A 20,876-nucleotide genomic window follows, 5' to 3' on the forward strand; every position below is an offset into this window, starting at 1 on the left:
TTTTGATTACGAATTTTTACAAATTTTTTAAAATTACAGTATCTAAAATACTATATATTATATTTAATTAAAAAAATACCGCAAACCATCTTATAAATTTGGTCTACGGTATTTTCAAAATTTAAATATTAAATTACATCAAGCCATTTTTTAACCTCTGCATATATATCTTCTTCTTTTAATATTGCAGATATTATCGCATATCCATCTGGGTTAAATTGTTTTAACTGACCTACATTGTCTAAATTAATTCCGCCGATTAATACAAATGGAATATCGACATTGTCTTTTATTTCTTTTAATGTTTCAAAAGATACGCTCTTTGCATCTAATTTTGTGCTTGTGCTAAACATTGCTCCTATTCCAATGTAATCTGCTCCGTCTTCTTTTGCACGTTTTGCTTCCTCAATAGTTCTTGCTGATACGCCTAGGATTTTATCTTCCCCTATTAGTTTTCTAGCACTTTTAGCATCTATATCGCTTTGTCCAACGTGTACTCCGTCTGCATCACAAAGTAGTGCTATATCTATTCTGTCGTCTATTATAAATTTTGCGTTGTATTTTTTAGTAAGCTCTCTTAATTTAAGTGCTTTTTCTAAAAATTCGCCGCCGTCTGCGTTTTTTTCACGAAGTTGAAGCATAGTAACCCCAGCTTTTAGCCCATCTTCTATACATTTATAAAAATCACGACCTTTTAATATATCTGAATCAGTTATCAAATACATTTTTAAGTCATCTCTTAAATTTTCCTTCATACTTCCCTCCGATTAAACTTACAACTAATTTATTTCTTATTGTATAAATTTCTATTTTTTAATTTGTACTATATTTTTTAATTAATATTTTCTTATGCACTTGCTTTATGACCTTTATTAGCTTCTCTTTTAATTTTTTCAAGCGGTAATATAGTCGCTACTATTAAGCTTAAAAAGCCTTCTACACCTGCACAAGAGAAGTTATATACTATTGAATATAACCATGGTCCCATATTAAATTGCTCTGCATATGATGCAAAGAACACAACTCCTGATACTACGTGTACACAGCATTTTAAAAATACTACGATTAAGCACCCGAAAAATACTTTTACTCTTGAGTTAGATCCAAACATTCCGCTAAGACCTAAAATCATAGGTGGTATTATAAAATCTAAGAATAATTGTACTGGGTGAATTATATATCCTCCAAATAATCCTAAAACACCAGTTATAAGACCTGTTGTCATACCTTCAATTGGCCCGTATATAAGACCGATTAAAAGTATAGGTAGTGATGATAATAAGTTAATACTTCCACCTTGTGGATATTGTATAAATACTATTTTGCTAAGTATAAATGATAATCCAGAAAACATCGCTATAACTACCATTTTCTTAACAGTTAATTCAAAGTTTCTAAGTTTTATTATATATAAAACTAGAGGTATAAAACAAAGTGCTACGTATATATAATTCATATTCATAATAATTTCCTCCTTATTCTCCTTTGTAAGCCATATCCCAAAATTCTAATTCGTATATACTGGCTCTTATAAATATATCTTTTAATTTTTCTTTTGTTTTATCTGAAAGATTTTGACAAATCTCGTTTGTAAAATCTAGCCATTCATTTTTAAAAGCAACATATTCGTCGCTTGCATAAGTTTCTATCCAACTTTCAAAAAAGTTTCCTTCTAATTTATCTTTATATTTTTCTTTTAATTTTAAACCTATATAATTGTAGCTCCATGTGCATGGAAGTACAGCTGCCACTATTTCTTCTATAGTCCCTGTAATTGATATAGACTTCATATAGCTTGTATAACTTTCATTTGTCATATTTAATTTATACTTAAATTCCATATCTTCTATGTTTTCGCCAAAGTCTTTTAAATACATTATATGGTTTGCTGTTTCTGTCTCAATACTTCCTCCAATACCACTGTAAAACTTTTTAAGCTCTTTCATATTTCTGCTTTTCACACAGGCCATAGCGTATACTTTTGCGTATTCTATTAGATATAGGTAATCTTGAATTAGATATTTTCTAAATTTCTCTTTATCTAATGTCCCTTCACCAAGTTCTACTAAAAAAGGATGCTCTAAATATTTATCCCATATTTCTTTACTGCTTTCATATAAATAATCTGTAAATAACATATCTTTCTCCTCAAAACTAAACAACTTAAATATATCTGTATTTTTGAAATATCTTGTATTTTAAGTTTTTATAATTCTACTTTTGCATATTTTTCAAAAGTATTTACGTCTAATGAATCTATATTGTCGAATAAATAAGTTTTGAAAGTTCCAACACCAGGATTTGTAACATCTGCTAGTTCTCCACTTAAACTCATAGCTAAAGTACCCATAAATGCAGCTTCTATAGGCTTATCAGTACAAGGCAAGAAACTAGCAATTAAACTTGAAGACATACAACCTGTTCCTGTTATTTTTTTAAGTTTATAAGTTCCGTTAAATATTTTATATACTTTTTCACCATCACTTACTAAATCTGTTATACCAGATGCTACTACTGTGCAGTTTAATTTTTTAGCTACTGATTTTACAATTTCTGATGCATCAGAACCATCATCAAATGAGTCTACACCTTTTCCAGCAACGTCAAGTCCACCTATAAATTTAATTTCTGATATATTTCCGCGAACTACAGTGAAGTTTACTTCGTTTAATAATTTATTAGTAAGCTCACCTCTAGCTTTGCTTGCAAAAACACCAACTGGATCTAAAACTACTGGCTTATTGTATTTGTTTGCTGCTTTTCCTGCTTTTATAAATAAATCTAAGTATGATGAATTCATAGTTCCTATATTTATAACAACAGCACTTGCAATTGAAACCATATCTTCTACTTCTTCATATGAAAAGCTCATTAAAGGACTAGCTCCTATTGCTAAAGTCATATTTGCACAATCTGTTATCGTTACATTATTTGTGTAATGTAATACTAATGGATTTAATTCTTTTACTTTATCTATTAATTTATACATTTTAAATCTCCCCTATTTTTATTTAGTTATATTATTTTTTAAATACTATAAAACTTTTTATAAATTCAATTAATCTACTTTTTCAAATTTATAAAAGTGATTTACAGGTCCTACTCCATGACCTATTTCAAAACTATGTCTTATAGCTTCTGTTATGTATATCTTACTAAGTCTAACAGCTTCAATTACATCATATCCAAGCGCTATGTGTGAAGTTATTGCAGAAGATAATGTGCAACCTGTTCCATGTGTATTTTTTTTATTTATTCTCTCTGATGAAAATACTTCAAATAAGTTTTCACCCATAAGAATATCTACAGCATCACCATCTAAATGTCCACCCTTCATAAGCACATATTTAGGTCCTAGGTTTAATATTTCTTTACCCGCTTTTTTCATATCTTCAACATTTTCTATCTTTATTCCAGTAATTTCTTCTGCTTCTGGAACATTTGGAGTAACTAAATACGCCATAGGTATTAAGTATTTAATTAGATTTTCTTTAGCTTCTGGTCTCAAAAGTGAGTATCCACTTTTAGATATCATAACAGGGTCTACTACTACAATTTCTGGATTATATTTTTTTAAATTTTCAGCTATTTCCAAAATAATCTCAGGGCTTGACACCATACCAATTTTTACACCTTTTGGATAAATATCTTCAAATACAGCCTTTAATTGTCCCTTTATTATATCCTTTGAAAGCTCTTCTACATCAAACACACCTTCTGTATTTTGAGCTGTTATAGCGGTTATAACACTCATTCCATAAGTCCCAATAGCACTAAATGTCTTTAAATCAGCTTGAATCCCAGCTCCTCCTGAACAGTCAGACCCAGCTATTGTAAGTGTTGGAATTTTATAATTTCTCATATCCTACCTCCTAACTAAATTTCATAAAAAAATTCACTACGTTCATGGCGCCAACGAATCGTAGATTGCCTTGCTTAAATTAATAAGTTGGAAATTATAAATCATCTAAAAACCAAATAATGTATAATTTCCTGAAAATAAAAAAAGCTGTACCGATAGGTACAGCATACTTTCTATTTTTTAATTATAATTTTTAAATATACTAAAATTGAGTATATCTAAATAAATTCTAAATAAATAACTTTTTCCGTATGCTTTCCTACGCTGGCATTATCCAGATCAGGTTTGAGGGTCAGTAAAACTTCTCAGCACATGGCTCCCCTAGCACTTATATTTTTGTTGTATCTAATACTAGATTAGTATTTATTTTTTTATTTGTCAATAAAATTTTTTAGATATATAAAAATATATATTTGTTTTAAAATTAGGCTATGTTAGCCATCTTCGTGATAGATATGACATAAAAACAACCACGCCTTAGACTTTTCAATACATTGAATTATAAGATGTGGTTGTTTTTATGACTTATTATAAATTCTTCGTGATATAGTAATATTATTAAATCTACAGATTATAATTTATCGCTAATTTAAAAATTTTCATATTCTTTAGGTATTGGAATGTTAAATTCTTTACATAATAATTTTACATCATGAATATCACTTTCTCCAAATTCATACCCTAAGTGAAATAAGACTTGATTTTTAGCATTTATACAAGAAACCATAATATTTCCTATTTTTCCAACACCATCGAATATATTTTTTTGAAAAACTTCGCCTTCATAACATATGGTTCCATCACAGTTATCTTTAAACATATGTAAATCAATAATTCGTAATTTATTATCAGACCAAATAGTATGTACTTCACTTGTATACTCCACTACAATTTCATTAAATCCTTTATTTTTAATTATTTCAATAAATTTATTATAGTTTTTTTCTTCTACAAATAAATCAATGTCATTATGCTGACGTGTTTCTTTTCCAAGTAAAGCATCTACACCCCAACCACCATCTAACCATATTTCTATATTATTATTATATGCCCAACTCAATATTTCACAAGCATCATTTATTCCAATCACTTTATCACCTCTAAAAATTTCTATTTATATATAATATTAATAATATCTTCACTTCACATTATATAACAATTGTGAACTTAATTATATTATACAAAGTATTCAATTATTTTACAATTATAAAATGGTTTCATTAATTCTAAGTAAAGTTCCTTATTTTATATTAACTCAATGAATCTATTTCTAATAGTGGCTCTAGTTACATATGTATCCTTAGTAGCTACATTCACTAGCATATCTTTAATTCGGTCATTCTTTTTATTCTTCTTACTTAGTTGTAGAAATTTAAACCAAGCCAAATAATTATTGATATATTTTGTGGATACACCATTAAAAGTCATTAACCATCTCTTAAAGCTACTGTGAAGAGCATTTATATGCTGTAAATGATAAACACTATCTATCATTGATTTTCCCCTAGGAACTTGCTTTAACTCTATATTCAACTTATCCTTTATTGCCATATATGATTTATGTGAATCTACGCAAAAAGTAGCATCTTCACATATTTTATTGTCAAAGAAGTTAATTATTTGATTTGTTGTAATTCTGCCATTACAAACAGCACCCATAAGGATATTTCCTTTTCTATCAATTGCTGTCTCTATACAAATCTGCTCTTTTGATATTCCTCTTTTCTTCTTATCATTTTTACCTTTACCTCTTTTTCTAGGGTTTCTAGGCATTACAAATTTAGTACTTTTAGAATGATTCCCTTTAAAAGACTCCTTAATAAAGCATTCATCTACTTCAACTATACCTTCAACTTTATCATTTTTTAATGATAGATTGATTACATCAAGTATCCTATGACGCATGTAAAAAGACGTTTTAACACCTACTCCGACTTCTTCAGCACATTTTCTTATAGAAAGTCCTAATATCATTAATTCACAGTATTTTAGCCATTTATCTAAGCCTAATTTTGTATTAGAAAATGGAGACATAGTAAACTCATCAAAACTTGTACGACAACGTTTACATATATATCTTTGTCTTCCGTTAGATTTCCCATTTTTATTTACATCTTTACATTGACATTTGGGGCATTCGTATCCTTTAGAAAATCTACTTTCTTTAACATTATCTCTAATTTCAGAAGAATTAAATAAAGTACTTAATACTTCTTGTGCTACTGAAATTAACTCTGTAAGTTCATTCTTTTTTAAATCTTTTATCATAGCTTTTATATCTATTTTTGACATAATATTAGGTATCCTTTCTGCAAATTAGTTGAAATATAGTTTATACCTATATTATAGCCTATTTTAGATATAATTAATCACAAAGTTAGCTAACATAGCCTAAAATTAAAATTAGCTATATATCTTTGCTATAATCTAAAATTATAAAGCCTTCTTTTTTTAAATTTTCTATAAAATCATTTGGATTTTCTATTATATTTAATTTTTGATATCTACTTTTTTGTTTTATTTTATATTCTAATTTCATAGCTTCACTCTTTGTTTTACATGAAAAATATATCTCTAAATTTGAAAATCCTCTAGATTTGGTATACTTACTGTTTATACCAGTTTGGTGTTCTCTCATTCGCCTCTTTACATCAGTTGTGTAACCAGTGTATAGAGAATTATCCTTGCATCTTATTATATATGTATAGTACATCTTTCCTCCAATATAAATTTTATAAGCTATATATAAATATATAACTTTTTTTAAAGTTTTAAAATATTTATTTATACAAATTGATGTACTTTTAATTTTTAATTATTAATTAAAAATAGTGCCAGTAAAATTATACTGACACTACTTAATTTCTTACTTTGTTATTCTTCTACGTCGATTGCATTAACTGGACAGCTGTCTCTAGCTTCAACTGTAGCATCTTTGCAATCTTCTGGAACGTCTGAAGTAATAGCTTCTGCATATCCATCATCTGCAAGTGTAAAAACTTCAGAACAAATTGATTCACATAGTCCACATCCTATACATGTATCTTTATCAACACTAGCTTTCATATTAAAACCTCCATGAATATTTTATAAACTTCTATCTTATTATTTACAGAATATAAATATTAATTCATAAAGTTTTTAATTTTTTTAAATTACATAATCAGCTACATATTCTCCATTATTTTCCACTACATCAAATTTGCGACGTGTTTTTATTTGAGCTGGAATTCCAACTGCTGTACAGTTATCTGGTACATCTTCTAAAACTACGCTATTAGCACCAACTTTGACATTATTTCCAATTGTAACTGGACCTAATATTTTTGCACCCGAGCCTATTACTACATCTGAGCCTATAGTCGGATGTCTTTTAAAGGTATTTTCATTTCCAGTTGCCCCAATTGTAGCGCCTTGATAAATCGTAACTCTGTCTCCTATTATAGCTGTTTCTCCTATAACTACTCCACTTCCGTGATCTATTAATATTCCTTCGCCGATTTGCGCACCTGGATGTATTTCAATTTGTGTAAAAAATCTTGATATTTGAGAGATTAATCTAGCTATAAAAAATCTCTTTTTAGTATAAAAAAAATGCGATATTCTATACATAATCATCGCGTGAATCGATGGATAAAGTAAAAATAATTCTATTTTATTTCTAGCTGCTGGATCTGAGTCCACTATAAATTGTAAATCTTTTCTAACATGATAAAACATACTGTATACGACCTTCCTTTATAAATTTTAAAATATTCCCATAGACATATATTTGTCTACACCGTCGGGAGCTACTGTAACTACAACCTCATCTGGATTTTCATCACATAATTTCATAGCGCCAAATATATTAGCACCAGATGATATTCCTACTAATATTCCAAGTTTATTTGCCATAAGCTTAACTATTTTATAAGCATCTTCATCAGATACTGTTATAACTTTATCTACTATATTTTCGTCGTATATTTTTGGTATAAAATTTGCTCCTATTCCTTGGATTTTATGTGGACCTGCTTGATGTTGTGTTATAAGTGGTGATGATTTTGGCTCTATACCAATAACTTTTATGTCTTTATTTTTTTCTTTTAAATATTTTCCTACTCCTACTATAGTTCCTGCAGAACCAATTCCTGCAACAACTGTAGATACATTTTTTACTTCTTTTAGTATTTCTGGACCTGTGGTTTCATAATGTGCTTTTGGATTATCTTCATTATCAAATTGCCCTAGACATACATAATTTGAGTTTTTATCTAATAATTCATTTGCTTTATCTATTGAACCTGCCATACCCTTTGAGCCATCTGTAAGTATTAATTCTGCTCCAAATGCTTTTACTAATTGTCTTCTTTCAATACTCATAGTCTCAGGCATTATAATTATTACCTTGTATCCTTTTAGTTTGCCTGCCATTGCAAGAGCAATACCCGTATTGCCACTTGTAGCTTCAACTAAAACACTATCTTTATTTAATATTCCTTTTTCTTCTGCTCCATTAATCATATATAACGCTGCTCTATCTTTTATACTGCCACCTGGATTTGTTTTTTCTAGCTTAACAAATAAGTTCGGATATCCTATTTGTTTTAAATTTAAAATGGGTGTATTCCCTATCAAATCTAAAGCGTTGTAATATATCATTTGCTAACCCTCCCATTATTTACCATTTATCATTTTGATAATTATATTATATTATTATCATTTTGATATGTCAACCAAATTCCAGGATTTAGGTATAAAAAATTATCATTTTGATAATAATTATTTTTACTAGATATCGATAATTATTATCAAGTATTTTATAAATAGTTGATATAAAATACTTATTTTATATCAAACTGTTATCTTTATTTCCTTCTAAAAATTTTAAGATTGGATTTATATTTTCTTTTTTGGCGTTTTTTATATCCTTTTTTAAATCGACTAAATCAGAAGTAATTTTTCCTGAGCCGTATTTCACTCTAATTTTATCCATAAAATTCAATCTTTTATAATTAAAATCTCCCATAAGTTCAAAAAATTTTATATTTTTATATTTATATGTAGGCAAGAAATTAAAAAGCATGATTTCATCTAATGTATATAAGCCTAGGCCCACATAAAATATAATAATTTGTTTATCTTTTATTTTTTGAATATTATCTTTTATAAACTCAACACCTCTTATATATCCATTTTCTATAGGTGCGCCAAATATTATAGTGTCGTAGTTTTTTAAATCAGATCCCCTTATATCAGAAAGTTCATATAAATCAGCATCTATCTTTATCGCAAGCCATCCTGCATATTTTTTTGTTGTATTGTATTTTGTTGTATAAATGATTACTGTTTTAGACATAATAAAACCTCCAATTATTTATAATAATTAATAATTAGAGGTATCTTTTGACTTTCCTTTATTATTTTGTTTTTTTAACTTTTTCTAATTTATAAAAACAGTTTTTCGCCTAATAATGCAAAGTTTTGTAACATTAAAAACGCCTTTACATCCATTTTTTCTTTTGATTTTAATATATCATTTGCTCTATCTTGTGATATTAGCATAGCTTCTATATCTTCATCATCTTCTAAGTTGTCTTTATTTAACTCTCCATCACATGTACAAAAAACTAATGCAATAGATTCATCTGTCATTCCCGGTGAAAGATATGCTTTTTCCATTGTATAATTTTCGTTTATATCAAGTAAATTTAAACCTGTCTCTTCTTTTAATTCTCTTTTTACGGCTTGAATTATATCTTTATCTTCTTTATCTACAAGACCTGCTGGAAGTTCGTATAAGTAGTCATTTATAGGGACTCTAAATTGTTTTATTATAACTAATTTTTTATATTTTATATGATATGCAACTATACAAACAGCATCAACTTTGTCTTCTTTATTTTTTAAATAAAACTCTTCTAAAGCTTCTTTATCTTTTCTAGTAGCCACACTCCAGTGCTTATCTTGATTTAACTTATTTTTATATTCTAAGTCGTATAAACTTATAAAATCCCCTTTGTGAAGTTCCTTTATATTTTTAATTTTGTTGTTCAAATTACTCACCCTTTCATAGATATACAATTATTTAACTATTATATATCCCCTATCTTTTGTATTTTTTATATATTGATTTATTATATTTATATAATCTATTTTCTCTTTTTCAAGAGCGCTTTTTTCGACTTTTTTTTGTGAAATAATGTCTTTTATTTCATCTGCTACATTTTTTATCTGACTTGGATATCTCGCATCGATTATCTTTTCATAATTTATCTCAAAAGATGTTATATAGTAAATCTTATATTTATAGTCTTTTATCTTTATCCAAAATACTATATCCCTGTTTAAATTTAAAAGATGTTTTTGTTTTTTTACAATAGCTGAAAATAAATCGATTTCTTCTTTTATTTTTGCTGCTTCTTCAAATTTCAGATTTTGAATTTTTATATTCATCTCTTCATTTAATTTCTCTATTACAAAATTACTTTTTCCATTTAAATTGTCTTTTATATTTTCTACTATATCTAATCTTTTATCATTTTCTATATTTCCCCTACATACTCCTATACACTTATTTAAATCATAGCGTATACATTTATTTTGTTTTTTACATATTGGAAGTTTGTATATTTTTATAATTATTTCTTTTATAGTTTCAAGCTTTTTTTTAAATGAATACGGTCCAAAATAAATTCCGTCATCTTCTATTTCATTTTTTATTTTAATTATATTGTGATCTTTTTCATCTAAACATATATATTTGTATTTATCGTAATTTTTGAGAAGTGTGTTGTACATAGGTTTTAATTTGTGTATATTTTTACATTCTAAAAAAAGTGCATCAAACTCTGTGTCTGTTTTTATAATCTCTATATGAGAAATATTTTTTATCATTATCTCAATTTTATTAGAGCGATCTCTTGAATTTAGAAAATAGCTTTTTATTCGCTTGTTTAGATTTTTTGATTTTCCAATATACAACAGCCTATTGTCTTTATCTTTCATAAAATATACTCCTGATGACTGAGGTATATTTTTTAGTTCGTCTAATTTATAAGTAAATTTTTCATAATCAATTTCCATTTATAAATTTTTCTCTTCACTTTCTATAATTTTAGGTTTTGGCTTTTTCTCAGATATTATTGCAGATAATAAAATTATAACTCCACCTATAAGTTGATATATCGAAAAAGGTTCTCTAAGCAAAAATATGCTAAATACTACAGATGATACGGGGTCTATATAACCTAAAATAGCTATAGACTGCGCTTTTAAGTCTTTCATAGCTGAAAAATATAGACAATACGCTATTCCTGTATGTGCTATTCCTAATACAAGTATTAAGATTATAGATTTTATAGAATTAAATACAATTTTATCTCTGTATATAACCCAAGGCAAAAGCACCATAGATGCCATAAAAATCTGTATAAATGTCTTTTTGTAGTCGTCTACGTTTTTTATAAACTTATTTAATATAATTACACTCGCATATAAACATGCCGCCATAAATGCATTTATTATGCCTGAAGTTAAGTCTATATTCACATTAGATGTGTTGGTTTTAACGATTAATATAAGCCCACACATAGCACATATTACAGCTACAACCTTTTTTGATGTTAATTTTTCTTTTAAAAATATAGGTGATACAAATATGACGATAACTGGGGCCAAGTAATATACAATAGTTGCATTTGCAACTGTTATATAGTTATATGAATTAAATAAAAATACCCAGTTAAATCCTATCGCCATGCCTGATATTATAAGCACTATTATGCTTTTTTTATCTTTCTTTTTATATTCATTTTTTGAAGTTTCTAAATAAATATCTTCATCTGATTTTTTCTTACTTCTCATTTTAATTAGTAAAACAATACCAAGAAATATACTTCCTATTATTCCCCTAAAAAAAGATATCTCTACAGATTCTAAAGAAATATTTTTTACAAATACTCCGAGGCTCCCCCAAAGTAACATAGCAATTAATACTTTTATTGTCGCCTTATTCATAATATTCCCCCTTAATATAGACTTATTTATTATAACCATTTATTAATTATCTCTTCTAAATCACAGTGCATATACTCTTTTACTTCACTCCCCTTTACAGAGTAAGAAGTTCCTTTTGAGCAAAATATTGAATTTGATGTAAAATCTTCATCAGCATCTTTATTGTAATTTTTTAATTCTATTATTTCGTCTTGATTGTGGCAATTGTCATATCCATCGTAGTTTAGTGAAATTCTTCCGCTTCCCTTTGTAAAAGAAATAAGTTCTAATTGGTAGTCCATAAAAGTAGAAACTGGTCCTCTTCCGCTTATTATTGATTTATTGTTTATATTTTTTATTTCGAAAGTTCCATTTAATCTTTGAATATCAGATATAACCCTTCCAAAATAATTATCATCTACTTCTATTTCAAAATTATAAAAAGGCTCTAGTATTATACTTTCACATTGCTCAATCCCCTGTCTTATAGCTCTATAAGTTGCCTGCCTAAAATCGCCACCGCTTGTATGTTTTTTATGGTCTCTTCCATCTATTAAAGTTATTTTTAAGTCGTCTAAATCAAACCCACATAATACTCCATGGTGTTTTCTTTCAAGTACATGTGTTTTTACTAGATTTTGTGAGCCTATATCTAAGTTGTCTACATGGGCCTTGCTTTCAAATATTATCCCACTTCCTCTGTCATTTGGCTCTATTTTTAGGTGAACTTCTGCATAGTGTTTTAGAGGCTCGTAATGTCCACTTCCTATACAAGGTGTTTTTATACTTTCTTTATATAAAATTTCACATTTTCCAAAATCAACTTCAATATCAAATCTATTTAATATAAATTCTTTTAGTATTTCTAATTGAACTTTTCCCATTATACTTATGCTTATTTCTTTTAATTTTTCACTATAAACTACGTTTAAACTCGGCTCTTCAGCTTCTAAAATCTTAAATATATCTAATACATCTTTTATATTTAGATTCTCATCAAATACTACCTTTGTTCTAAGAGTTGGAATTATAGTGTCTTTTCTAGTTTGTTTTAAAAAATCTATATTGTCATTTGATTTTAAAGTTATATACTGACCTATTTCAAGGTTTGTAGGTCCTATTATGGCTCCTATTTGGCCCGCTGATATATTATTATTTATCTGCTTTTTTTCTCCATTTTTTATAAATATAGAGTTTACTTTTTCTTCTAGTATTTTATCTTTATAAAAATATTTTATCTCGTCTTTTACATTTAAGCTTCCACTTAAAACCTTTATGTACACTTCTTTATTTTTATCTTCGTATTTTATATTACATACCTTTGCTAAAAATTTTTCATCTTCGTTGTAAGAAGTCGTAGTAAGGTAGTCAAATGCTTTTATAAAGCTTTCAATTCCTATATCATTTAATGCTGAACCTCTAAATATTGGATATATATTACAAGATTTTATTTGTTTTATTAGATTTTTATTCCAAAGCTCTCTATTGTATCCAGAGTCAAAATATATATCCATTAGATTTTCATCTCTTTCTGCTATAAAATCTATAACATCTTCACTAAAATCTTCATTTTTAAATTCATCTGTTAAATCAATTATATTTTCATCTAATTTTTGCTTTATATCTTCTAAAACTTCTTCTAAAAAATAGTTTTCGCTGTCTATTTTATTTATAAAAATAAAAGTAGGTATGTTTTTCTTTTTAAGTAATTTAAAAACTGTAGATGTATGTGACTGCACTTTTTGCACACCACTAACTACAAGTATAGCATAATCTAAAAAGTCTAGACTTCTCTCCATCTGACCACTAAAATCGATATGACCTGGAGTATCTACAAGAAAATATTCATTTTCATTATAAAAAAATCTAGCAATTTTAGAAAATACCGTTATGCCCCTTTTTCTTTCGATTTCATAATTATCTAAAAAAGTATTTTTATGATCTACCCTACCTCTGTTTCTTATCGCCTTTGTATGATATAAAATTTGCTCTGATAAAGATGTCTTTCCTGCATCGACGTGCGCTAGTATTCCGATTGTTTTAATCATTTTATACCTCTTTCTTTAATAAACTTATAATAATACTTTTTTTAGTAAATAATACTTAAAACTATATTATCACACAAAGGAGGTCTTTTGATGATTAATTTAAATTTAAATATAGTATCTACCTTGATTTTGTCCATTATATTATATTTATTTGCAAATTTTATCAAAGATAAATTAAAGATTTTTAATACACTTTGTATCCCGACACCTGTTATAGGAGGTCTATTTTTTTCTATACTGATTTTCTTTTTAAAAAAATTTAATCTACTGGAGATAACTATGGATACGTCGCTTATGCCTTATTTTCTTTCTGCATTTTTCATAAGTATTGGTTTTTGTATAAATATATTTAGTGCAAAGGGCGGCGGAAAATTATTATTTCTATATTGGCTTTTATGTGCATTTTTAGGACTTTGTCAAAATCTAATAGCATTTTTTTTATCTAAGTTTTTACATATTACACCTCTGCTTGGCTTTATGTGTGGCGCTGTATCTATGGAAGGTGGACATGGATATTCGCTGGCATTTGGAACTACTATAGAGAGTATCGGCATAGAAAACGCCGTAGCAATAGGAATTGCCGCTGCTACATTAGGTCTTATAAGCGGAGGATTACTAGGTGGCCCTGTTGGAAAAGCTCTAATACAAAAATACAATCTAAAGCCACTTACAAGAAGTAGTAATTTATCTAATATTTCTAAGACTAAAAATAATATACCTAAAAATAAAGCAAATTTGACTCCTATGATCTTTTTAGAAAATGTCTTAATGTTGCTTTTGATTATGAATATATCGTTTTTTATATCGAACATAATAAATTTAAAAACAAATATCTTAATTCCAAATATAGTAATAGGTATGCTTTTATCTGTAATAATTTCAAATATAAATATCAAAGTTAAGTTTTTTGATTTTTATCAGGATTTATTTGAATTTGTGCAAAATGTAGCATTAGATGTGTTTTTAACTATGGCGCTTATGAGTATAGATTTATATGCATTATCTAGCTTATTAGGTCCAATAGTATGCATAGTTCTTTTCCAAGTTTTATTTGTACTTGTTTATGGAGTATTTGTATGCTTTAGAGTCTTAGGTAAAAATTATGACGCTGCTATTATGGTAAGCGGTCTTATTGGACACACATTAGGCGCTACACCTAATGCACTTGCAAATATGTCGACACTTACAAACAAATACGGCAAAAGTGAAACTGCATTTTTAGTAGTGCCTATGGTAGGTGCATTTTTACTTGATGCATTTTCAATGCCTTGCATATTGTTTTTTATAAATTTTCTAAAATAAATACATAAAGCTGTATTAAAAAACATAAATTTTATCATAATAAAAAATAAAGAAATCTTTATTTTAATTTTTTATATAGATTTCTTTAATAATATTTACGTAAATTATACTTATCCACAATATAAAAGGAAGTTTATTTCCTATATATTATAAATAAAATTTATTAGAAAGTTGTGATATCTATGATGAAAAGTAATTTAAACTGTATAGTATCTAGCTGTGCATACAATCACGACGGATATTGTTATGCATCTCATATAAAAGTAAGCGGTTACGATGCTACAGATTTTAAAGATACAAATTGCGACACGTATGTAAAAGGCTCATTTGAGTCTTTAAGTTCAAAACAAGACGACAGTATCACAAATAGCCAAAATATTAGTTGCTCTGCTAAAAACTGTACATATAACTTTTATGGAGGTTGTAATGCAGCCCATGTTTTAATATCTAAAGAAAACGGAAATTGCGATACTTTTAGAGTCAAAAACTAATAAAAGGAATCTCAGGCGAGATTCCTTTTTTATTTATATTATTTCTTGTTTCATTACTGGATTTTTTGATTGATATTTTTGCATTTCATCAATCATTTTTTCTTTTATAGTTTTTGCAAGTTCCACAGTTTTAAGTCGTGGATTTTCTAAATGTTCATATATAGGATCTAAAAATTCAACTTCTACATCTTTAGAATTTATCTTTCCTATTGGTTCATATCCTTCATATGTATTTAGAGAGTTTTTTATTACCATAGGAACTATTGGACATTTTGCTTTATATGCAATTTTTAAGGCACCTGCCTTAAAGTCAGATACTAAAGATTTAGGGTCTTTTACCCAAGTTAAATCTCCTTCTGGAAAGATAGCCATACTTTGACCTTCTTTTATATTTTCTGCACATTTATTAATGCTTTTTATACCTTCTCTATTATTTTCTCTGTTAATGTATACAGATTTTGTAATATCTATCCAATGTTTTACAATTGGGATATTTCTCCAAGTAGGGACATCTGCAATTACTACACCAACTGGTTTTGGTATACTAGATATAAGTATAAAACTATCAAGCATACTAGAGTGATTAATTACAAATAGTACGGGTTCTTTTGGAACTCTTTCCTTACCTAAAATATTTAGCTTAATATTTACTAAATCCAGAGATTTAGTAGCTTGACTTTGTAAAAACTCGAATTTTTCCTCATTAGAGTATTTTTGCGGACTTTTAGTGAATTTTCTAACAAGTGGCAAAGAGGAAATAAACCCTATAATCTGAAATATTGCGAACTTCAAATAATTAAACACTTCTCACAGCTCCTCATCTTATATATTTTTCCAATAAATCATTGTATCACAAAACTACTCCTTTCGTAAATATTTTTACTAATTACAAAAAGTTTATTCTAATTTTTTTTTTAATATATAAACTTTATAAAGGGGGTTTTGTGTATGGATGATAGAACACTTATAATAAATATTAATACTTTCACAGGAGAATACATAAATTTAAATTTACCTGTTGAATTTGTAAAAAGACTGATAAACAATAATTGCTTTGATTTTTTCTATTATAGAGAAGATGCTATAGACTGCGAAAAGTTTCTTAAACTTGTAAAAGATGCCTTTAATTACGAGTTGACAGGTTATATAGGCGAAATTAAAACTGTAGACAACAACCATATTGAGCTTATGATAGAGTAGATTTTTACTCATATACGATTTATATGGGATTTTCTGGGTATATATTAGATATAGAGTATTGATTTTATATATTATGCCAGGAGGTCATTATGGATAGATTATTAGAATTAATAAATAGAAAGTTTTTAAAAGACAGTGAGTTTTTAGAATTAGAAGATAATGAAAATGTAATTTCATGTGAATATTATAGACCACATAATGCTCATTACAAGGAATTTTTAGTTACTATAAATAATAACGGCAAAATTGAAGAACATATTGTTTGCTATAAAGCAATGTAGATTAAATTATAAAAGGGATAAGTGTAAATCAAATTTACAATTATCCCTTTTTATTTTCACTTAATTTTATTGAGCTTTTGCTGTAACTTTATTTTGAGCATCTTTTGGGAAGTTTTTCTTAAAGAATATAACAAACATAGTAGTTGTTGTTAAACAAGCAATTATATCTGCTATTGGCTCTGCAAGTAATACAGCTGTAAGTCCGTCACTTATAAACATTGGTAGTATAAATATTAGCGGAACTAATAGTATCATCTTTCTAAGTAAAGCTAAGAATAAAGATATTTTAGCTTGACCTAATGATAAGAAAGTTTGTTGGCATGATAATTGCATACCGAATATTCCCATTCCAGCAAAGTATATTCTCATACTCCATGAAGTCATCTCTACAAGAGCTATATCGCCACTAAATATTTTTACAAAGAATTCAGGGAATATCATAAGTAGTGAAACTGCACACATTGTAAAAGTTAAACTAGAGATAAATAGTAATTTAAATGCTTGTTTAACTCTGTCGTATCTTTGTGCACCATAATTATAACTTAATATAGGTTGAGCACCTTGTGTAAGACCTGTCATAGGTAACATTATCATCTGCATCATACTACTCATTATAGTCATAGCACTTACTGCTATATCACCGCCGTATTTAAGTAGCTGATTGTTTAAACTTATTAAAACTATACTTTCTGTAGATTGCATTATAAATGGTGCAATACCTAAAGCCAATGTTGCTAATACTACATCTTTTTTTAGTTTTAGATGTTCTTTTCTTATTTTTAATAATGTTTTATTTCCAAATAAGAATTTAAGTACAAACATAGCAGATACAAATTGTGAAATTATAGTCGCAAGAGCTGCACCTTTTACACCTAGATTTAATCCAAATATAAATATTGGATCTAGTATTATATTAAGACCTGCCCCTATTGCAACTGTTATCATCCCTATTTTTGTAAACCCTTGAGTATTTATGTATGGATTCATTCCCACAGCTATTTGAACAAATACTGTTCCTATAAGATATATAGATAAATAATCGATAGCATATTGTGCTGTATTTGAACTTCCTCCAAATGCCATTACAATTTGTTCTTTAAATATAAAGAATACTGTTGTTAAAATTAAACCAATTATAATAATTAGTGAGAAGCTGTTTCCTAAAATCTCTTCTGCACCTTCTTTGTCTTTTTGCCCCATTTTTATAGCAACTCGTGGACTCCCGCCAAATCCCACAAGTGAACTAAATGCTGTTACTAAAAGTACTATCGGAGTTACTATACCAATTCCTGCCATAGCTAAATCTCCACTTGGCATTCTACCAATAAAGATTCTATCTACCATGTTATAAAGTAAATTCACTATTTGAGCTATTATAGATGGAACTGCCAAAGTAACTAAAAGTTTTCCAATACTCCCATTTTCTAAGTCTGCGTTTTTTTTCTTACTCATCTCAATCTCCTTTTTATTAATACATTTTTTGCAATAAGAAAATTATACCATATCATTTGTAAATAAGAAAACTTTTTTATTTTATACAAAAAATATTTTATTTATATAAAACAAATTGTAAATTGTTTGTATTTATTATAAATTAATTATATTTACTCCATAACTTCAAATAAATCTATTATTTCATCTCTCGACAATGTCTTTATAGATTTATTTTCTTTTAGATTTAAATTTATTATTTCATCTGCTAATTCTTTTTTATATTCCTTTATAGCGTCTACCTTTTCTTCTACAGTATCTTTAGATATTAGTTTTACGACATCGACTATATTCTTTTGTCCTATTCTATGTGCTCTATCGCTTGCTTGATCTTCAACAGCTGGATTAAACCAAGGGTCAAAGTGAACAACCATAGATGCACTAGTTAAATTAAGACCTGTACCGCCAGCTTTTAATGATATTAAAAATACTTTTTTAGATTTATTAGTATTAAAATCTTCTACTAATTCTAATCTATCTTTAGCATTTGTCTTTCCATCTAGATAATTAAATTCTATGTTTTCTTTTTCTAGTTTATCTGCTATAAGCGATAATACTTGTGTAAATTGTGAAAAGACTAATATCTTTCTATCTTTGCTATATTTTATTATCCTCATAAGCATCTCTAACTTAGAGTTTTTGCCTTTATAGTTTTTAACTACTAGTTCAGGCGATATACTAAGCATTCTCAATTTAGTTAAGTATGAAAATAAAGTTATGTTGTCGCTATTTGTATCTATTATTTGTTTTTTTAGCATATTTAAAAAAGTATTGTAGACTTTTTTATGCTCTTTATCTAGTTCAACATAAAATTTCTGTTCTATTTTGTCTGGAAGTTCGTCTATAACGTCTTTTTTTCTCCTTCTCAATATAAAAGGCTTTATCATCTTCTTTAAAAGATCTGAATTTTTATCGTCTCTTACAAATATCTTTTCAAATCTTAATTTGCTGTATAAATATCCAGGCATTATAAAATCAAATATAGACCAAAGCTCTAAAAGATTGTTTTCAATTGGAGTTCCTGTAAGTGCAAATTTTGATTTTGCATTTATATTTTTTATAGCATGTGTTATAACTGAATCTGGATTTTTTATATTTTGAGCTTCATCTATTATTAAATAGTCGAACTTTAAGTTTTTATATTCTTCCATGTCGTTTTTATATGTAGTATAAGTCGTAAGTATAACGTCGTAGTCTTTATATTTTTGCAGTGTTTTTAGTCTTTTTTCTTTATTTGAGTATACAACTCCTACTTTTAAATCTGGTGCAAATTTCTCAAATTCGCTTTTCCAGTTGTATATAAGCGCTGTCGGAGTAATAACAATACTTTGCTTATTTTTTGCTGAAAGTAAAAATGCTATTGTCTGTATAGTCTTTCCAAGACCCATCTCATCTGCAAGTATCCCACCAAAGTTGTAATTTGATAATGTCTTTAAAAATTCAAATCCCTCAATTTGATAATCTCTAAGACTTGCATTTAGATTTTGAGGAACTTCTATATCCTTATTTAATTTATCGTATTTTTTAATTACATTATCTACATATTTTTTGCCATTTATAAAACTCATTTCTTCATCTTGTAGTATATTTTCTAAAAACATAGATTTATTATTTGGTATTTTTATCTTTTCTAAATCGTCAAATAACCCCAAAATATCTATTATCTTAAATACTTTTTCTAAATCATTATCTCTTAAATCGATATAACTTCCATTAGGCATAAGGTGGTATTTATAGTTGTCTTTATACGATTTAAAAATTCTATCGTATTCACTTTTATCTACTCCCTCTATTTCTAAGTTTGCACCTAAGTTTGAATTTCTAGACTGAGTTATATCAAAAATAACTTTTGGATTTATGACGACGTCTTTTTCATCTAAAGTCTCTTTATTTTTATCTTGAAGATATTTTACACCTTTTAGTACTACGGCTACCATATGTGGACATATTCTCATCTCACCTGTAGTAAATACGCTATCTTGGCAATCACAACTTATATTTGATATTATCCTCGTATTATAATCTATACTTATCATAGCTGTATAAGTTCTTCTATGGTACTCATCATATACACTTCCATAAAAATTTGCATTAGATCCATTTAAGTTAGTGTAATTATTGCTTACATAATTGTTTTTATAAAAGACAAAACCACTATTGTATTTTTCTCTTTGTGTATTTCGTCTAAGTATCTCACTTATATTTGAAATTTCCATATTTT

At 27.4% G+C, this 20,876-nt stretch carries 23 protein-coding genes and 1 riboswitch; of the genes, 4 read left to right on the plus strand and 19 right to left on the minus strand.

Annotated features, from left to right (window positions below; all coding sequences use genetic code 11):
* Positions 1-128: 128 nt before the first annotated feature.
* From thiE to ABCM86_RS12515, 16 genes are all read right to left on the minus strand, one after another.
* Positions 129-755 (minus strand): thiamine phosphate synthase, encoded by a 627-nt coding sequence (gene thiE / locus ABCM86_RS12440; RefSeq protein ID WP_343004089.1) that lies wholly within the window; start codon positions 753-755, stop codon positions 129-131.
* Positions 756-847: 92 nt separating this feature from the next.
* On the minus strand, positions 848-1,462 hold the full coding sequence (gene thiT, locus ABCM86_RS12445; RefSeq protein ID WP_295733609.1) for an energy-coupled thiamine transporter ThiT: 615 nt from the start codon (positions 1,460-1,462) through the stop codon (positions 848-850).
* A 13-nt stretch (positions 1,463-1,475) separates the two neighbouring features.
* Positions 1,476-2,138, minus strand: coding sequence for a thiaminase II (gene tenA / locus ABCM86_RS12450; RefSeq protein ID WP_295572372.1), 663 nt, complete (start codon positions 2,136-2,138; stop codon positions 1,476-1,478).
* 68 nt (positions 2,139-2,206) lie between these two features.
* On the minus strand, positions 2,207-2,989 hold the full coding sequence (gene thiM, locus ABCM86_RS12455; RefSeq protein ID WP_295733612.1) for a hydroxyethylthiazole kinase: 783 nt from the start codon (positions 2,987-2,989) through the stop codon (positions 2,207-2,209).
* A gap of 69 nt (positions 2,990-3,058) precedes the next feature.
* Complete coding sequence (gene thiD, locus ABCM86_RS12460; RefSeq protein WP_343004090.1) at positions 3,059-3,862, minus strand: bifunctional hydroxymethylpyrimidine kinase/phosphomethylpyrimidine kinase; 804 nt, start codon at positions 3,860-3,862, stop codon at positions 3,059-3,061.
* A 239-nt stretch (positions 3,863-4,101) separates the two neighbouring features.
* Positions 4,102-4,195, minus strand: a riboswitch (TPP riboswitch).
* Positions 4,196-4,451: 256 nt separating this feature from the next.
* Entirely contained in the window at positions 4,452-4,952 is a 501-nt protein-coding gene (gene lnu(P) / locus ABCM86_RS12465) for a lincosamide nucleotidyltransferase Lnu(P) (protein ID WP_022071788.1), read from the minus strand.
* A 155-nt stretch (positions 4,953-5,107) separates the two neighbouring features.
* Positions 5,108-6,154, minus strand: coding sequence for an IS1595-like element ISCpe8 family transposase (locus ABCM86_RS12470; protein ID WP_022071787.1), 1,047 nt, complete (start codon positions 6,152-6,154; stop codon positions 5,108-5,110).
* A gap of 115 nt (positions 6,155-6,269) precedes the next feature.
* The gene (locus tag ABCM86_RS12475; protein WP_295677263.1) at positions 6,270-6,575 is read right to left on the minus strand and encodes a GIY-YIG nuclease family protein; all 306 of its coding nucleotides are present in this window, start codon (positions 6,573-6,575) and stop codon (positions 6,270-6,272) included.
* 161 nt (positions 6,576-6,736) lie between these two features.
* Positions 6,737-6,928: a ferredoxin gene (locus ABCM86_RS12480; RefSeq protein ID WP_295572384.1), complete on the minus strand. Its 192-nt coding sequence runs from the start codon at positions 6,926-6,928 to the stop codon at positions 6,737-6,739.
* A gap of 84 nt (positions 6,929-7,012) precedes the next feature.
* On the minus strand, positions 7,013-7,582 hold the full coding sequence (gene epsC, locus ABCM86_RS12485) for a serine O-acetyltransferase EpsC (protein WP_195931405.1): 570 nt from the start codon (positions 7,580-7,582) through the stop codon (positions 7,013-7,015).
* 27 nt (positions 7,583-7,609) lie between these two features.
* Positions 7,610-8,506 carry a cysteine synthase A gene (cysK, locus tag ABCM86_RS12490; RefSeq protein ID WP_195931404.1) on the minus strand — a complete coding sequence of 299 codons (897 nt, stop codon included), beginning with the start codon at positions 8,504-8,506 and terminating at the stop codon, positions 7,610-7,612.
* Between the two features lie 187 nt (positions 8,507-8,693).
* A complete protein-coding gene (locus ABCM86_RS12495; RefSeq protein ID WP_195931403.1) occupies positions 8,694-9,203 on the minus strand; it encodes a flavodoxin domain-containing protein in 510 nt (169 codons plus the stop codon).
* An 89-nt stretch (positions 9,204-9,292) separates the two neighbouring features.
* Positions 9,293-9,901 (minus strand): NUDIX hydrolase, encoded by a 609-nt coding sequence (locus ABCM86_RS12500; RefSeq protein WP_330643955.1) that lies wholly within the window; start codon positions 9,899-9,901, stop codon positions 9,293-9,295.
* 27 nt (positions 9,902-9,928) lie between these two features.
* Positions 9,929-10,930, minus strand: coding sequence for a GIY-YIG nuclease family protein (locus ABCM86_RS12505; RefSeq protein WP_343004091.1), 1,002 nt, complete (start codon positions 10,928-10,930; stop codon positions 9,929-9,931).
* Positions 10,931-11,863, minus strand: a complete 933-nt coding sequence (locus ABCM86_RS12510; protein ID WP_343004092.1) for a DMT family transporter — start codon at positions 11,861-11,863, stop codon at positions 10,931-10,933.
* A 29-nt stretch (positions 11,864-11,892) separates the two neighbouring features.
* Positions 11,893-13,890, minus strand: coding sequence for a translation factor GTPase family protein (locus ABCM86_RS12515; protein ID WP_343004093.1), 1,998 nt, complete (start codon positions 13,888-13,890; stop codon positions 11,893-11,895).
* 90 nt (positions 13,891-13,980) lie between these two features.
* On the opposite strand from ABCM86_RS12515, the gene ABCM86_RS12520 reads away from it, so the two are divergent.
* Together ABCM86_RS12520 and ABCM86_RS12525 are read left to right on the plus strand one after the other, a co-directional pair.
* Positions 13,981-15,192 carry a sodium/glutamate symporter gene (locus ABCM86_RS12520; protein ID WP_343004094.1) on the plus strand — a complete coding sequence of 404 codons (1,212 nt, stop codon included), beginning with the start codon at positions 13,981-13,983 and terminating at the stop codon, positions 15,190-15,192.
* Positions 15,193-15,374: 182 nt separating this feature from the next.
* Positions 15,375-15,683, plus strand: a complete 309-nt coding sequence (locus ABCM86_RS12525) for a DUF1540 domain-containing protein (RefSeq protein ID WP_243269605.1) — start codon at positions 15,375-15,377, stop codon at positions 15,681-15,683.
* Positions 15,684-15,716: 33 nt separating this feature from the next.
* Here ABCM86_RS12525 and ABCM86_RS12530 read toward each other — a convergent pair whose 3' ends face one another.
* A complete protein-coding gene (locus ABCM86_RS12530) occupies positions 15,717-16,487 on the minus strand; it encodes a lysophospholipid acyltransferase family protein (RefSeq protein WP_195931160.1) in 771 nt (256 codons plus the stop codon).
* Between the two features lie 144 nt (positions 16,488-16,631).
* On the opposite strand from ABCM86_RS12530, the gene ABCM86_RS12535 reads away from it, so the two are divergent.
* Both ABCM86_RS12535 and ABCM86_RS12540 read left to right on the plus strand, forming a co-directional pair.
* Complete coding sequence (locus ABCM86_RS12535; protein ID WP_295777600.1) at positions 16,632-16,883, plus strand: hypothetical protein; 252 nt, start codon at positions 16,632-16,634, stop codon at positions 16,881-16,883.
* 89 nt (positions 16,884-16,972) lie between these two features.
* Positions 16,973-17,164 (plus strand): hypothetical protein, encoded by a 192-nt coding sequence (locus ABCM86_RS12540; RefSeq protein WP_195931162.1) that lies wholly within the window; start codon positions 16,973-16,975, stop codon positions 17,162-17,164.
* Positions 17,165-17,230: 66 nt separating this feature from the next.
* On the opposite strand, the gene ABCM86_RS12545 is transcribed toward ABCM86_RS12540, so the two are convergent.
* Together ABCM86_RS12545 and ABCM86_RS12550 are read right to left on the minus strand one after the other, a co-directional pair.
* Positions 17,231-18,616 (minus strand): MATE family efflux transporter, encoded by a 1,386-nt coding sequence (locus tag ABCM86_RS12545; RefSeq protein ID WP_295675783.1) that lies wholly within the window; start codon positions 18,614-18,616, stop codon positions 17,231-17,233.
* Positions 18,617-18,768: 152 nt separating this feature from the next.
* Positions 18,769-20,871 carry an SNF2-related protein gene (locus tag ABCM86_RS12550; RefSeq protein WP_343004095.1) on the minus strand — a complete coding sequence of 701 codons (2,103 nt, stop codon included), beginning with the start codon at positions 20,869-20,871 and terminating at the stop codon, positions 18,769-18,771.
* Between the last annotated feature and the right edge of the window lie 5 nt (positions 20,872-20,876).

The sequence above is a fragment of the Clostridium sp. 2218st1_F5_2218SCRN_220325 genome (genome assembly GCF_039062665.1).
Lineage (GTDB): Bacteria > Bacillota > Clostridia > Peptostreptococcales > Peptostreptococcaceae > Intestinibacter.

Bases quoted from the DNA above. Each gene is read 5' to 3' on its own strand.
- thiT (WP_295733609.1), bottom strand. From the start codon at position 1,462: ATGAATATGAATTATATATACGTAGCACTTTGTTTTATACCTCTAGTT.
- ABCM86_RS12470 (WP_022071787.1), bottom strand. From the start codon at position 6,154: ATGTCAAAAATAGATATAAAAGCTATGATAAAAGATTTAAAAAAGAAT.
- ABCM86_RS12505 (WP_343004091.1), bottom strand. From the start codon at position 10,930: ATGGAAATTGATTATGAAAAATTTACTTATAAATTAGACGAACTAAAA.
- cysK (WP_195931404.1), bottom strand. From the start codon at position 8,506: ATGATATATTACAACGCTTTAGATTTGATAGGGAATACACCCATTTTA.
- ABCM86_RS12480 (WP_295572384.1), bottom strand. From the start codon at position 6,928: ATGAAAGCTAGTGTTGATAAAGATACATGTATAGGATGTGGACTATGT.
- ABCM86_RS12545 (WP_295675783.1), bottom strand. From the start codon at position 18,616: ATGAGTAAGAAAAAAAACGCAGACTTAGAAAATGGGAGTATTGGAAAA.
- ABCM86_RS12495 (WP_195931403.1), bottom strand. From the start codon at position 9,203: ATGTCTAAAACAGTAATCATTTATACAACAAAATACAATACAACAAAA.
- ABCM86_RS12515 (WP_343004093.1), bottom strand. From the start codon at position 13,890: ATGATTAAAACAATCGGAATACTAGCGCACGTCGATGCAGGAAAGACA.
- ABCM86_RS12510 (WP_343004092.1), bottom strand. From the start codon at position 11,863: ATGAATAAGGCGACAATAAAAGTATTAATTGCTATGTTACTTTGGGGG.
- thiM (WP_295733612.1), bottom strand. From the start codon at position 2,989: ATGTATAAATTAATAGATAAAGTAAAAGAATTAAATCCATTAGTATTA.
- thiD (WP_343004090.1), bottom strand. From the start codon at position 3,862: ATGAGAAATTATAAAATTCCAACACTTACAATAGCTGGGTCTGACTGT.
- tenA (WP_295572372.1), bottom strand. From the start codon at position 2,138: ATGTTATTTACAGATTATTTATATGAAAGCAGTAAAGAAATATGGGAT.
- thiE (WP_343004089.1), bottom strand. From the start codon at position 755: ATGAAGGAAAATTTAAGAGATGACTTAAAAATGTATTTGATAACTGAT.
- epsC (WP_195931405.1), bottom strand. From the start codon at position 7,582: ATGTTTTATCATGTTAGAAAAGATTTACAATTTATAGTGGACTCAGAT.
- ABCM86_RS12540 (WP_195931162.1), top strand. From the start codon at position 16,973: ATGGATAGATTATTAGAATTAATAAATAGAAAGTTTTTAAAAGACAGT.
- ABCM86_RS12475 (WP_295677263.1), bottom strand. From the start codon at position 6,575: ATGTACTATACATATATAATAAGATGCAAGGATAATTCTCTATACACT.
- ABCM86_RS12535 (WP_295777600.1), top strand. From the start codon at position 16,632: ATGGATGATAGAACACTTATAATAAATATTAATACTTTCACAGGAGAA.
- ABCM86_RS12550 (WP_343004095.1), bottom strand. From the start codon at position 20,871: ATGGAAATTTCAAATATAAGTGAGATACTTAGACGAAATACACAAAGA.
- ABCM86_RS12520 (WP_343004094.1), top strand. From the start codon at position 13,981: ATGATTAATTTAAATTTAAATATAGTATCTACCTTGATTTTGTCCATT.
- ABCM86_RS12525 (WP_243269605.1), top strand. From the start codon at position 15,375: ATGATGAAAAGTAATTTAAACTGTATAGTATCTAGCTGTGCATACAAT.